Genomic DNA, 13,844 nt, shown 5'->3' with positions numbered 1-13,844 from the left:
GTAGGTCCTTTTTTATATTCTTATTTTAGCAAGATGATTTGTTATCCAGTTCATATGCTTGCTTTAGCAGAGAGAGATCTTGGGTTGAACTCTTGTCATCTTTTCTAAGTCCCAATTTAATTTGCTTGTAAAAAGTTTGAAGAATACAATACAATTGTAAAGCGTTTTCCTTTGTTTCAGGTATGTTGAAATAGCTGACAAAACTTAAGAAACACTCTCTGGTTATGGTTGCCATGCTTGAAGCTTCTTTATATAAATCATGAATGGATTCTTCGATGCCACTTTCTTGAAATAAATTGCTTCTTATTTCACAAAACCTCTTTACCAGATTGGGATGATAACCATGGTCTAAAAAATAAAAACATAGTAAGGATTCAACCATATTGTTGTATGCTAGAATTACATATATAGAATCTAATTGATAGATATCCAGATCGAAAAGTTTTTCTTCTCCCGTTGGATCAAAGCAAGTATCCAAAGCCATTACTCCATAGAAAAGAAAAACTTGTAATTCTTTATCTTCCTCTGTTAATTCTTTTTCAAGTTTGGCTGGATAATCTAACATTAACCTTTTCCATAGATTCGATTTGCCATTTATCAGGCTTAAATAATCTTTGTGCATAGGGTTATTTATTAAAGGTTAAATAATAGTGTATTTGTTTGGTTAAAAATCAGTCTAATTGTTAAGGTAAATTATCCGGAATGAAAGATAATGTTGACGGAAGATGTCATTTTCTTATTGATTTATAGAGATCTTATTTATTAATATAATAAATATACGTAAGAACAATAATTATAAAAAATATATTGAGAAAAATATGGCAAGCAATATTAAATACTCCCCATCTTGAAATAGTTTCTTATCTGAAATTAGAAAAAATCAGATTATACAATCTCTCTTCTAATTGTTTTGGGCACTCAAAGAAAATATCCTCAAGTATCAAAATTAGGTCCTCCAGTACCAATTTTAGGTCTCTTGGTAGTTAGATTACATCCTGAAGGACCAAAATTACATCCTAAAGGAGTTAAAAGAGATCCTCAAGGATATCCAGAACATCTTACAGTACCATTAAAAGATCCTTAAGGATGTAAAAAATATCCTCGAAGATGTTTCGGAGGTACTAGTTGGGGTTAAAAAGATACCTCTTGGGGATGAATATATCCTAAAGGGAAAAAATCCCCCTAAAAAGTGTGACTAGTACTTTTAGGGGGACTAAAACAATAGATATGAATATCTATTCAACAATTTCTTTATTCTTTTTGTGGTTTGGATACTGTTGCTTTAGTTCTTCGTAGATTGGTTTGGCACTTGGAACGTTATCTTTAGCCGCTTGCTTCACGTTGTTGTAATAGGTGAGCGCTTGACGATAAGCCTCATTTCCACAAAGTGCAATAGTATCATTAAGCAAGCTGTTCAATTCTTTTAATTGAGAATTAATAGGAGCTAAATCGTTCCAGGCTTGCATATCAACACTCCAGTCATTTTGATTTAAGTAACTTGGAATAAACTCTGGGTTCTGATTTGAATACATTAAGTTTTTATTGACAAAACTTAGTGTTTTATCACCCAGAATAAGCATGGACTTTTTCTCGTCGGGAGTTAAACTGATTAGTACTGGACCTAATGTGTCTTTTAGTGATTTTAAAGCTGTATCGATGGTAGCTTTTTGTTCGTCGGTTAATACGATCTTAACTTTATTTTCAATACTCATAGGATGATTTTTTTATAAGTAAATAAAATGATTACAGTCTATAATCACTATTAAAGTTAACAAATAAAAATCAAGACAACCAAATATTATGAATGGAAATGTTAATTAAAATCTAAATAAAGAGACTGTTAGGTGTTGTCAGGTATTATAAATAGTGATTTAGTGCTATTCAAAAAGTAATTGAAAATGCAGGTGTAAGTTTTAGTTTTGATTTGTCATCTCAACTAACTTTTGAATAGAAACTCCATCAATCATTACATCTTTAAGAGTGGCTTTTCCCTTTTTCACATTCACCAATGCATAAGTGATTTTCTTTTGGTCAGCAGTTGATTTCCTATAAAGATCTTCGGCGGCTTTTGCTTTCGATTCTTCCATGTAAAAGCGATCAAAAGGATATTGAATGGAAATCTCAATATTGGTGATATTGTTTTTTTCATCCATAGAAGTTTTTACTCTTTGAATTTTAGCTACAATATAATGTTTGTGTCTAGTTGGTTCTGTTTTTGAAGCATATGTAAGCTGAGCAAATCCATTTTTATCTTCATCAATGTGAGCATAAATTTTATCACCTTGTTTCCATTTTTCATAGAGTGCTACATTTATGGTATTCTCTTTAAAGCGGAGAGCGACGTATTTACCTCGAAAAGGATCGTTGGGATCTACCGGAGCAGTTCGAAACTTAAATTCCTTACCATGAGCAAGAATTTGCTCCTGATCGTAAATGCTTTTAACAGGAATAGCCAATTGAATAAAAGCAATGAGTATAAATATGGGGAATACGTATTTTTTATACATGTTATTTCTTCTTTTTTAGTAGTTGATAATTGGCAATAAAGAAGCCAAATCCGATGGATAGGAAAAGAACACCTCTTATCACAAAGCTTAAATCTGTATCGAAAAAACGACAAATAATTAATGCTGTTATTATTAGTAAGCCAGAGTTCATAAGCATTAAACTTCGTTGATTGGTACCTGAGATAATCGTTAACAGACCAAAAGTGAATAAGAGTAGATTAACCAGAACAAAAGCAAAAGAAGAATGTGAACTTAGAATGTATATCAATAGTAAAACGAAAAATAAGATTTCATTTATTCGTAGTTTGTTCTTTGCAAAAGCTCGGTAAGCAAGAAAAATTGCTGCAATTGAAACTAAGAGGGTAGTGTAAACTTCGGGTGCTGTAATTAGTTCGGAGTTTTGATATATTTCTCTTCTAATGTCTTCCCAAACTGCATCGAAACTAAGAATTAGCAAAATTGTAACACTACCTAGCCAGCCAATTATTCGAAAAGCATTGTTTCTGGCAGGTTGATTTAATAGTGATTCTGTATTTCCAATTTGAGTGAAAATAGCAAACATACTCATGTAAGCCAAAAATAGTATCTCTTCATGATGAATAGAAAAGCTTCCAAGACAAATGGTTAATGATATTGGAATTAACCAATTGTGAAATACAAGGGCATTGCTTTCTGGTTTTTGTTTTTTTAGTTGCAGGTAGAATATTAATGTTACGGCAATAAAAAATAGATACCAATAGGGTGGAGTATCTGGGAATTCCCAATATCCTATGTTAAGGGCATAAAAAGAACTACCAATAAGGAATAGTAATGAACTTACTGAAGATTTCATAACAAATGGTATGGGCAGAAACAAGATCAGCCATAAAAATAGGAAGGATCCCATTTCTCCTGGAATATTATAAATCTGGCTGATAAGAGAAATACAGGAACCAATAGCGAAAAAGAGAAAACTAGTACTTGCTTCTCGCCATGCAGGTGATTCTTTTTTTCTTAAAATTGTATATCCACAAGCTAGTTGTCCAATTATTAGTGGAAGTAAAGCAAATCCTGTTTTTAGGGGTCTTAAAAAATCATCCCAATTGTGTGCGATAATCAGAATAATTCCAAGTCCAACCAGAATGGCACCAATTACTCCAAAAACAAGCATTAGTCTGCTTTGATCAGGAGTTTTTTCTTTCTGGTAATAATTAAAAATGGAATCAGATACTTCTTGTGAAATGACTCCTTCTTTAACCAGTTTAGGAAGTTCTTTGTTTAAATTCATATTTTAACTTTCTATTTTTTGTGGAAGAAATTGGTACTACTGTACAATTAGGGATACCAATTATTTAAAAGTAATCCTTTTATAAAAATAAGTATGTAAAAAAGAATTAAAAATTATTCGGCGATTATTATTGATGGACATTCGAGAAGCTTGGATAGATATTATATGTGCTTTTTTAACCTTTACTGTTAAATATCTTATTATTGGTTATATAGCATATAATATGTGAAAAAAACCGAAAATCTCAATGTCCAATTGACATGTGATCTTCGGTTTATTTTGTTTGCCTCAAAGAGATAAAAGGAAGGAGAGACAAACAATACTTCCAATAAAAATCATTGGAATGGCGTATTTGTTGTTGTTTAAAAAAGAGGACAAAGCCCAAATCATTTGAGGTGAAATGAGGAATATTGAGCTCTGCCTCAAAATATCTTTCATGTAATTGGGATTTCCTGCAGGTACTTTCGGTTTAGGAATAGTACCTAACAGGATATCTTATTTACACAGACTAATTCTTTTCAATTTCGTTCAATAAATGCTCAACTGCTTTTTCAAGCTGCTGATCTTTACCTTCAATTACCTTTTCGTAATCGTTGGTTACTCTGATATCTGGTTCAATTTGCTGGTTTTCGATATAATCTCCTTTCATATCTTTAACACCAACCATTGGCATACCAAAATATAGACTTCTATCCTGTAAGGTTTCCCACCAAACTGCTGTCATGGTTCCTGGAACAGGCATACCAATCAATTTTCCAATTTTTAAGGTTTGGTAAGCATAAGGGAAAGCACAAGCATCTGAATAGTTACTTTCACTAATTAAAACTGCTGATGGTTTCTTCCATTTGTTCATTGGCTCGGTTCCAAAGTCCTGTCCTCGAGGAGATAGGGTTGAGTAAACTTCACCGCTTAATAATGTCACCAAATCATCGTGTAGCCAACCACCGCCATTAAAGCGAGTATCTACCACAATTGCTTCGCAAGTACCATATTTACCAAGCATTTCAGAATAAATTTTACGGTAACTTGGCGAGTTCATACCTCTAACATGAACGTATCCAATTTTGCCATCCGATAAGCGTTTTACTTCTTCCTGACGACTTTTTACCCAACGTTCGTAAAGTAGGTTGTTTATACTTGAAACAGGCTTAACCGTTTCTTCCCATCGTTCTTTTGTGTATGGGCTGTATAAGCTTAAAAGAACTTTTTTACCAGCTTTGTGATTTAATAATGGATAGTGACTCTTATCTTTTGTGATGGTCATACCATCAATTTTTTCGATAACAACACCTGGTTTAATTTTAGAATCCGCTTGGTTCAAAGGACCTTTTTCAAGAATCTCAGCAATTCTTAAACCATCACCTTCATATTTCCAATCGTAAAAAGCTCCAAGTTTCGCCGTACGATCACCGTTTGATGATCTGTATCTGTATCCAGAACCAGTATGTGAAGCATTTAATTCACCTAAAAGTTCGCTTAACATTTCTGCAAAATCAAAATTGTTATTGATATGAGGTAAGAATCGAGTGTATTCAGATTTGTAAAAATCCCAATCCAATTGATGCATTTCAGGATCGTAGAATTTACGCAACATAGTACGCCAAACGTGCTCAAAAAGATATTCTCTTTCCTTGGCTTTGTCAAGATACATTTCTGCAGTATAACTAATGTTTTTGCGCTTATTCGAGGCAACATCCACTTTAATAATACTATTGCCCGACATTAAGAATAAGTTCTTAGCATCTTTATCGAACTGCATAGCGCCACCGCCACCTTTTAAATCCAATATCTTTTTTGTTTCCTTCTTTTCCAGATCATTCACCCAAAGATCGTAACCTTCTTCAAATCTACTTAAGTAGAATAATTTTTTACCATCAGGGGTTAAAATTGCATCGGAAAGATTAGATGGATTTATGGTAAGACAAATCTGACGATCTTCTAATCCTGATAATTCTATGTTAAGATCTTTGTCTTTTTCTTCGTCTTCTTTTTTATCCTTCTTGTCTTTTTTGCTTTTCTTATCTTTTTTATCAGTATCCTCTTCTTTTTTGCTCTCTTTCTTAGCTTTCTCTTCTTCTTTTATTAGCTCTTTCTCCTCTTTAGAAAGTTTAAATTCATCAAGAGTTTTTTGATTGAAAAACTGAACATATACGTCACCTTGTGAACCCCAGCTACCATGAGAACGATAACCACGACGATCGGTATGCCAAATCATAGCATTTCCTTTTAACGACCATTTGGCATTTGAATCGCTATATCCACTTTCAGTAATATTCACAATTTTCTTATTGCCTTGTGCATCCACTAATGCTACATCTGGCATAAAAATAGTATGAGGATAAAAATCAACTAAAAACCATTTGCCATCGTTCGACCAATCGTAATGCTGATCACCATCTGAATAGGAGTAGTTGTATTCTTTTCCAAGAATTTCTCTTACCTTTTTCGATTTAAGGTTAATTACTTTAAGAATTACACGTTCTTCAAGGAATGCAACCTCTTTTCCATCTGGTGAATATTTTGGTTGATAAGTTTCAGCTTCTGTTTCTAAAACCACTTCTTCGTTTAATGTTGTTGCATTTGAAAACTGTGTTTCGCCTTCGCGTACCAATTTGGTTTGATATAAATTCCAACTTCCATTTCTTTCCGAAGCATAAAGTAGAGCTTTACCATCAGGACTGAAGCTAACCGAGCGTTCCTGCTCAGGAGTATTGGTAATTCTTTTTGTTGTTCCATATTCAACAGATGTTACGAATACTTCACCACGTACTATAAATGCAACTTCTTTTCCATTAGGAGCAACGCTCATTTCTTGTGCACCACTTCTTAATTTTTCGTAACTAACTGAATTTTCCTTGTTGTCAACAGCAAGTTTTACATTCAATTTTACATGATCTTTTCCTTTTTCCTGAGTGTAAATTTCTCCATTCCAGAAATAACACAATTTGTCGTTTTCTGAAATGCTTAGGAATCGAACAGGATGATTTTTGAATGAACTAAGCTGACTTAAGTCTGATTTGTTATCGACAGGTGCTTTCCAAATGTTAAAAGAACCAGATTTTTCTGATAGGTAATAAACTTCCTTATTGTCTGAGCTAAAAACAGGATACAAATCCTCACCTTTAAAGGTAGAGAACATACTATGTTTTTTGTTTTTAGTATCGTAAATCCAAATGTCTCGGGTTACTGCTGATGTGTGATGTTTTCTCCAATGATCTTCATATCCTTTGCTATCGCGATAAAGAATGAAATCCATATTTTTACTGTACTGTGCATCTAATGCTGGAGTAGTAAGAATTTGAGAAATTTTTCCTCCTTTTGCTGGAACACTATATAATTCTGGTAACACTCCGGAAGGAAACATTACATTTTTGGAATCATCGCTAATTGATGATGAAAATAAGATGTTTTGACCATCAGGAGTAAAAGAAGATGGAGATTCATTTCCAGAGTGAAAGGTTAATCGTTCTGGAACTCCACCACTTGCCGGAATGGTGTAGATATCAAAATTACCAAATCGATTTGATGCAAAAGCAATTGTTTTGCTATCAGGCGACCAAACAGGCTTGTAATCGTATGATTGATTCATAGTTAATGGTGTTGCTGTTCCTCCTTCTGAGGAAATAGTGAAAAGATCACCACCATATTCAAAAACAATTGTTTGTCCGTCGGGAGAGATTGAAGGATAACGTAACCATAATGGAGTTTCCGAGGCTAGTAAACTTTCTGCAAGAGCAATTAAAAATGTTGTAATAAAAAACAGTTTTTTAAGCATAACGAAATGGACTTGGTTAAAAAATTCTTTTTAATTAATGAATAATTTAATAATTCGATCAAATTATCATATTTCATACCATAAGTGTTAGGGGGTTGATTTTGTGATTGTTTTGATGGGTGTGAGTAAATTGTTGATAAATTTAATGTTCGAATGTGAACAAAATCATGTTCGTTTCCGTACTAGGTAGTTGAAATAGGATCAACTTTAAATAAGTGTTTTAGAATTGCTTTTTAATGAAAATCTATTTTCTTTACACAGTATACATGTTGCTTAAAATCAATCAGAAAGTATGTTAAATTTTCGAATACAAGAACAATCTGTAATTGCTTCCTTAGAAGGGACAAGAAGAATAAATAGTAAGATTTCGGAAATGGTGAAGAAGGAAATCGTTGATTTTATCGAAAAATCGGGTAAACAAGTTGTGCTTGATCTTAATGGAGTCAGTTTTATTGACAGTCAGGGATTTTCGGCTCTTAAAGCCATTGCAGAGTTAGCTAAAGCTAATGAACGAATGTTTTCACTAGCTAATGCATCTGAAGATGTTTTGGAATTAGTGGATCTAGTTGGAATGAATGAATCATTCGTACTGGGGAAAAATTAGCAGAATTGTTGTTTCTTATAAATCATTGAATTCTTTAGGGTATTCAACACATCCCTGAACACAATCTAATGAATTCTTCTCAAGTTCTATTGCCATAAATGCTTGATCGGGTACTTCGAATGGAGCTGTGATATCGAATTTACTTGCAGGTTTAAAACCAAATTTTGGATAATATTTATCGTGCCCCAATACTATTACTGATTGGTGACCTAGTTTTTTTGCTTTAGAAAGTCCTTTTTCCACCAGCTGACTTCCAATTCCTAAAGATTGAAGTTCAGGAATAACTGACATTGGTGCCAGAGCTAAAGATTGAAATTCTTTTTCGTTTGATTTTATAAGGATTGGAAAGAATAAAATATGACCGACGACTTCGTTTCCCATACTTGCAACCAAAGATAATTCCTTAATAAATTTCCGGTTTTTTCTTAATTTTTCAACCAATTTTCCTTCAGCTTCCTGACCAAAAGCCATATCATTAATCATGGTGATTACTGAATAATCATTTTTGTTTTCAGGGCGAATATTAATTTTCATGGCTTTTTTAATTGGTCTAATAACAAAGATAAATAAAAAAGAGTCACACAATTTGCATGACTCTTAATGTTGTTATATCGAAACACCTATTAGTGTTGCAGTAGTACAGCTTGTTGCTTTAACTTGAACTAAATCTCCAACTTTGTAATCTTTCCTTGGAAAAACGATCACTTTATTTTGAGAGGTTCTTCCATACAATTCCTGATCTGATTTTTTCGAAACTCCTTCAACTAAAACTTCGAAAACTTTATCGATATCACGAAGGTTACTTTCATGAGATAATTTACTCTGAACCTCAATCATTTCCGTAAGACGTTTGCTCTTGATATCTTCAGGAACATTATCTTCAAGATTTTTATATGCAAAAGTACCAGGGCGTTCCGAGTATTTAAACATATACGATAAATCGAATTTTGCCCATTTCATCAAATCCAGAGTAGCTTGAAAATCTTCATCGCTTTCGTTATGAAATCCACAAAAAATGTCAGATGAAATCCCACAATCCGGAATAATTGTGCGTATTGCGGTAATTCTATCCATATACCATTCACGTGTGTATTTTCTGCGCATGTCTTTTAAAACAGAATCGCTACCTGATTGAACAGGAAGATGAATATATCTGCAAATATTTGAATATTTGGCAATAACTCTTAGCGTATCGTCACTCATATCTTTAGGATGAGATGTTGCGAAGCGAATTCTCATATTTGGTTCAGCTTTAGCAACCATTTCGAGTAGTTCCGGGAAGCTAACATCCGAAACCGAATTCTTGAATTGGAATGAATTTACATTTTGTCCCAATAGGGTTACTTCCTTATATCCTTTTTCAGATAAATCTTTAACCTCTTTTAATATGCTTTCAGGGTTACGGCTTCTCTCTCTTCCTCTTGTATAAGGAACAATACAGTATGTACAGAAATTATTACAACCTCTCATGATGGATACAAAACCTGAAATGGCAGTTTCATCAATTCGTGAAGGACATATATCTTTATAAGTTTCAGTTAATGATAGGTCAATGTTGATTGCCTTCTCGCCGTTTTCCGCTTTTTTTACAAGCATTGGTAAATCCATATATGCATCAGGACCAACAACAATGTTCACATTTTTCTCCTGTTCGAACAGTTTTTCTCCTAAACGCTCAGCCATACAGCCAATTACACCAACTAAGAGTTTTGGATTTTTCTTTTTTAATTCTTTAAATCCTTGAACTCTACCTCTTACTCTCTGTTCTGCATTTTCTCGAACCGAACAAGTATTTACTAAAATAACATCAGCATCTTCTCTGTTTTTTGTTACTTCATAACCATCGTGTTGCATAATAGCTGCAACAACTTCGCTATCTGCAACATTCATCTGGCAACCATAGGTTTCCAAAAACAATTTTTTGTTGATTTCGCTCATTCTGATATCCTCAGTTTAAAAAATTCCGTGCAAAGTTACATTATCTCAATAGATTGGCAAGAAGTAGAGATGTGATTTAGAATTGATATAAAAACAATATGAAGAAATGAACACATTTTTTGATTTTTGGTGAAATTTATTTGTGTGTTGATTAAAGTATTAATTCGTAAATTTAATTGTATCAGATGTACTTTATTATCCATTTTATTAAAGGCTTGTATTTTGATTTTTTAGGAATGAAAAATTGTGTTTGTTGCTAAAGAAATTTGTGTATTTTTATCTCGCAAATTAAGCTTTTGAAAAGGTGTTGATATTGAGTGGGTTTGGGAATAAATCTCTCTCGGTTGCCTGTTTTGTTTATGTACATTCAAAAATAGGAACTGTTTTTGTATTACAGATTAACTGAAAAACTAAACAACATGAAACGTATTTTGGTCCCCGTAGACTTTTCCGGAGATTCCATAAAGGCTTTGAAATTTGCCATTAACTTGGCTAATAATCTCGGCACGCACCTTCGAATGATACATGTAAAAAAATCTGAGAAATTTGAAATTCCATTTCATTTTGAGGAGCTGAAAGATGAAATCATTCATACAGTACAAGAGTATTTAGAAAAATTGACAGAACTTCATTCGCCTGCCTATGCCGTAGAGAATGGAGTTTTTGATTTTAAAATAAGAAAAGGAAGTGTTTATCGTGAGATTGTGAATCAGGCAAAATACGGAGATTCGTATCTAATTGTGATGGGAGCATATGGTGCCTCGGGTTTCGAAGAGTTTTTTATTGGAAGTAATGCATTTAAGGTAGTAAGTCATGCTTCTTGTCCTGTTGTTACGGTGCATCAGGAGTTAGAAACTCAATCTGTGAAAAGAATTGTAATGCCAATTGATGCGAGTAATCAAACTCGTAAAAAAATTCCAGTTGTTGCTGATTTGGCTATGAATTGTGGAGCAGAAGTGCACGTGTTGGGTGTTTATGAGTCAGCGGATAAAGTTGTTGTTGGTAAAATTGAACATTATATGCGACAGGCTGAAGAATACTTGAATGAGGTGAGTGTAAATGTAATTAAAGAAGTTCGGCAAGGTGAGAATAACACATTTACAGCTCTTGAATATGCAAGAGAAATAGAAGCTGATATTATTGCAATAATGACTGAGCAAGCAGAAACGACATTCAATATGTTTTTCGGATCTTACGCTCAGCAAATGGTAAATAAATCTGAAATTCCAATTCTATCGGTGCCAAACTAAAAGTGGTTATTGATAGGTAGTGAAAGTTGTTAGAAATAAAATAGAAGTGGACATGCAGAATTATAAGTTTTTAATAGTTTTTGTTTTAATTATTGTAGGATTCTCTCTGAATGCTCAAGAGGTAGAACAAAAAGAGGGAATTGTAGATACGCTTGGAGAAGTAAAGGTGATTCAAGATGAGAGAGTGATTGAACTGTTAAAAACAGATAGTATTCTTAATTCGAAAAAGAGAAGTTTTTCTGGTTATAGAGTCCAAATATTTTTTGGAGGAAGTACGGATAAGGAAAGAGCATTCGAAATTAAAAAAGAGTTTAAAGAGTTGTTTCCTGAGGAAAGAGCTTATGTTGTTTACACTGCTCCTGATTTTAGAGTGCGTGTGGGTAACTTTAGAACAAAATTAGAATCAATAGAACTTTATAAAGCATGTTCTGAATATTTTCCAAATTGTTATCCGGTAAAAACCGAAATCATGTTTTCGGATTTAGAACCTGTTGAGGAGGAGGAAGTTGAAGAATTGATTATTGAGGAAGGCGTTGAATAACAGCAATATACTAAATAACCATTTAAGAAGTTAAGAATGAGTGATCAGTTAAAGCATGAGTGCGGAATAGCAATGATAAGATTGCTAAAGCCTCTCGAATACTATCAGGAGAAATATGGAACCTGGAGATATGGTATTCAAAAACTCTATTTGTTGATGGAGAAGCAACACAATAGAGGGCAGGAAGGTGCGGGAGCAGTAAGCTTAAAGTTAGATCAGGCTCCGGGAGAGAAATATATTTCTCGAGAGAGATCTTGTGGCGACCAGCCTATTAAAGATGTATTCGATAAAGTCTATGGTAGACTAAAAGAAGGAGAAGAAAAAAATCCGGAAAGCTTTAATGATCCTGTTTGGGCAAAAGCTAATTTGCCATTTGCAGGGGAGTTGTACATGGGACATCTAAGGTATGGAACTTTTGGTCGTAATAGTATCGATTTTGTACATCCTGTGATGCGTGAAAATAACTGGAAATCTAGAAATCTGGTTTTAGCGGGTAATTTCAATCTTACAAATGTTGATGAACTTTTTGACTTATTAGTGGATTTAGGTCAGCATCCTAAAGATTATACTGATACCGTAACCATATTAGAAAAAGTTGGTCATTATCTTGACGAAGAAAATCAATTGTTGTTCCGTCAGTATAAAAATGATGGATATTCAAATAGAGAAATTTCACCACTTATTGAGAAAAATATAGACATTCAGAAGGTGTTGTCTAGCGCAAGTAGAACCTGGGATGGAGGTTATGCAGTAGCTGGTATGTTCGGGCATGGTGATGCTTTTGTGATGAGAGATCCTTGGGGAATTAGACCTGCATTCTATTATCAGGATGATGAGGTTTTGGTAGTAGCATCAGAGCGTCCTGTGATACAAACTGCATTTAATGTGAAAGCAGATACCATTAAAGAGATTTCTCCTGGTAATGCTGTTGTAGTGAAAAAAAATGGTGTTATTGAAGAAGTACCTGTTCGTGTTCCTCAAAAAAGAAGATCATGTTCTTTTGAGAGAATTTATTTCTCTCGAGGTAGCGATAAAGATATCTACAATGAGAGAAAACGACTGGGTCAATTGCTTACTCCAGCAATTCTAAAATCTATCGATCATGATATTAAAAACACTGTGTTTTCATTTATTCCTAATACTGCCGAAACGGCTTTTTATGGAATGATGGAAGGTGTGCGTCATAGATTAATGGAAGAGAAAAAGGAGAAAATTCATGATTTAAATGGCAGTTGGACAGAAGAAAAGTTAAAAGAGATTATTTCTGTTGAACCTCGTGTAGAGAAAATTGCAATTAAAGATGTAAAATTGAGAACCTTTATTACTAATGATGAAGGTCGTGACGATTTGGTTGGTCATGTTTATGATGTTACTTATGGTATTGTGAAGAATCAAGAAGACAACCTGGTTGTAATTGATGATTCAATTGTTCGAGGAACTACTTTAAAACAGAGTATTTTAAGAATTTTAGATCGCCTACACCCTAAGAAAATTGTAATTGTATCTTCAGCACCACAAATTCGTTATCCTGATTGTTATGGTATTGATATGACAAGAATGGGAGAGTTTATTGCTTTTAATGCAGCTATTGCAATGTTAAAAGAGCAGGGAATGGAAGATGTAATTCAGGAGACTTATAAGAAATGTAAAGCTCAGGAAAATCTACCTAAGGAAGAGGTGATGAATTACGTTAAGGAAATTTACAAGCCTTTTACAGCAGAGCAAATTTCTGGAAAAATTGCTGAACTATTAACTCCTGATAATATGGAGGCAGAAGTTGAGATTGTTTATCAATCAATTGAAAACTTGCATGAAGCTTGTCCTGAGAATAATGGAGACTGGTATTTTACGGGTAATTATCCAACTCCGGGAGGTAACAAGGTTGTGAACACTTCGTTCATTAACTATGTAGAAGGAAACGACAAAAGAGCTTATTAAATAACTTGCAATTATAGATACAAA

The 13,844-nt window shown here is 33.6% G+C and carries 11 protein-coding genes; 4 read left to right on the top strand and 7 right to left on the bottom strand.

All coding sequences use genetic code 11. From position 1 onward, the window contains the following. Positions 1-25 precede the first annotated feature (25 nt). The 5 genes from GCQ56_RS16720 to GCQ56_RS16700 all read right to left on the bottom strand — a co-directional run bounded on the left by GCQ56_RS16720 (position 26) and on the right by GCQ56_RS16700 (position 7,549). On the bottom strand, positions 26-622 hold the full coding sequence (locus GCQ56_RS16720; protein ID WP_152735683.1) for a hypothetical protein: 597 nt from the start codon (positions 620-622) through the stop codon (positions 26-28). 613 nt (positions 623-1,235) lie between these two features. Next, positions 1,236-1,712, bottom strand: a complete 477-nt coding sequence (locus tag GCQ56_RS16715; protein WP_152735682.1) for a hypothetical protein — start codon at positions 1,710-1,712, stop codon at positions 1,236-1,238. A gap of 201 nt (positions 1,713-1,913) precedes the next feature. Continuing rightward, a complete protein-coding gene (locus tag GCQ56_RS16710; RefSeq protein ID WP_152735681.1) occupies positions 1,914-2,507 on the bottom strand; it encodes a GDYXXLXY domain-containing protein in 594 nt (197 codons plus the stop codon). Between the two features lies 1 nt (position 2,508). Beyond that, on the bottom strand, positions 2,509-3,774 hold the full coding sequence (locus tag GCQ56_RS16705) for a DUF2157 domain-containing protein (RefSeq protein WP_152735680.1): 1,266 nt from the start codon (positions 3,772-3,774) through the stop codon (positions 2,509-2,511). Positions 3,775-4,282: 508 nt separating this feature from the next. Beyond that, positions 4,283-7,549 (bottom strand): S41 family peptidase, encoded by a 3,267-nt coding sequence (locus tag GCQ56_RS16700; RefSeq protein WP_152735679.1) that lies wholly within the window; start codon positions 7,547-7,549, stop codon positions 4,283-4,285. Positions 7,550-7,841: 292 nt separating this feature from the next. On the opposite strand from GCQ56_RS16700, the gene GCQ56_RS16695 reads away from it, so the two are divergent. Further along, on the top strand, positions 7,842-8,153 hold the full coding sequence (locus tag GCQ56_RS16695; RefSeq protein WP_152735678.1) for an STAS domain-containing protein: 312 nt from the start codon (positions 7,842-7,844) through the stop codon (positions 8,151-8,153). A 15-nt stretch (positions 8,154-8,168) separates the two neighbouring features. On the opposite strand, the gene GCQ56_RS16690 is transcribed toward GCQ56_RS16695, so the two are convergent. Both GCQ56_RS16690 and miaB read right to left on the bottom strand, forming a co-directional pair. Next, positions 8,169-8,687 carry a GNAT family N-acetyltransferase gene (locus GCQ56_RS16690; protein WP_152735677.1) on the bottom strand — a complete coding sequence of 173 codons (519 nt, stop codon included), beginning with the start codon at positions 8,685-8,687 and terminating at the stop codon, positions 8,169-8,171. Between the two features lie 72 nt (positions 8,688-8,759). Further along, entirely contained in the window at positions 8,760-10,091 is a 1,332-nt protein-coding gene (miaB, locus tag GCQ56_RS16685; RefSeq protein ID WP_152735676.1) for a tRNA (N6-isopentenyl adenosine(37)-C2)-methylthiotransferase MiaB, read from the bottom strand. Between the two features lie 419 nt (positions 10,092-10,510). On the opposite strand from miaB, the gene GCQ56_RS16680 reads away from it, so the two are divergent. The 3 genes from GCQ56_RS16680 to GCQ56_RS16670 are packed head-to-tail and all read left to right on the top strand — an operon-like array spanning position 10,511 to position 13,820. Next, positions 10,511-11,341: a universal stress protein gene (locus GCQ56_RS16680; protein WP_152735675.1), complete on the top strand. Its 831-nt coding sequence runs from the start codon at positions 10,511-10,513 to the stop codon at positions 11,339-11,341. Positions 11,342-11,393: 52 nt separating this feature from the next. Further along, positions 11,394-11,882, top strand: coding sequence for a hypothetical protein (locus GCQ56_RS16675; protein WP_152735674.1), 489 nt, complete (start codon positions 11,394-11,396; stop codon positions 11,880-11,882). 36 nt (positions 11,883-11,918) lie between these two features. Then, the gene (locus GCQ56_RS16670) at positions 11,919-13,820 is read left to right on the top strand and encodes an amidophosphoribosyltransferase (protein ID WP_152735673.1); all 1,902 of its coding nucleotides are present in this window, start codon (positions 11,919-11,921) and stop codon (positions 13,818-13,820) included. Positions 13,821-13,844: the final 24 nt, after the last annotated feature.

This window comes from Marinifilum sp. N1E240 (genome assembly GCF_009295825.1).
Classification (GTDB): Bacteria; Bacteroidota; Bacteroidia; order Bacteroidales; family Marinifilaceae; genus Marinifilum_A; species Marinifilum_A sediminis.
This window is presented reverse-complemented; position numbering and strand designations above follow the sequence as displayed.